Genomic DNA, 266 nt, shown 5'->3' with positions numbered 1-266 from the left:
TAGAGGGAAAATATATACATCTTGGATTCCATCTGCGGATCGTTACGCAGTTTCCAGAAGAAGAGCTCGAATTCTGTGATGGCCCTTTCGGTGTGCGCGATGAACCACTTGACCAGTTGGCGCAGCATATCTCCCACCGAGTCGGCGGGGAGGGCGTCTGCCGGCGCCTGCAGAGATTGCTGTGGCATGTTGATCAAAGACTCGTAGACCTAATATAACTACTACTCCTTTGTGTGAATATCATAATGCAGCGATGCCATCGGTGA

General features: G+C 50.4%; 1 pseudogene. It reads right to left on the bottom strand.

From position 1 onward, the window contains the following. Positions 1 to 188, bottom strand: a pseudogene (locus OH705_RS27595) (TetR/AcrR family transcriptional regulator); the annotation flags it as partial. Positions 189 to 266 lie beyond the last annotated feature (78 nt).

This window comes from Pseudomonas sp. BJa3 (assembly GCF_026343815.1).
In the GTDB taxonomy this organism is placed as follows: Bacteria; Pseudomonadota; Gammaproteobacteria; order Pseudomonadales; family Pseudomonadaceae; genus Aquipseudomonas; species Aquipseudomonas soli.
This window is presented reverse-complemented; position numbering and strand designations above follow the sequence as displayed.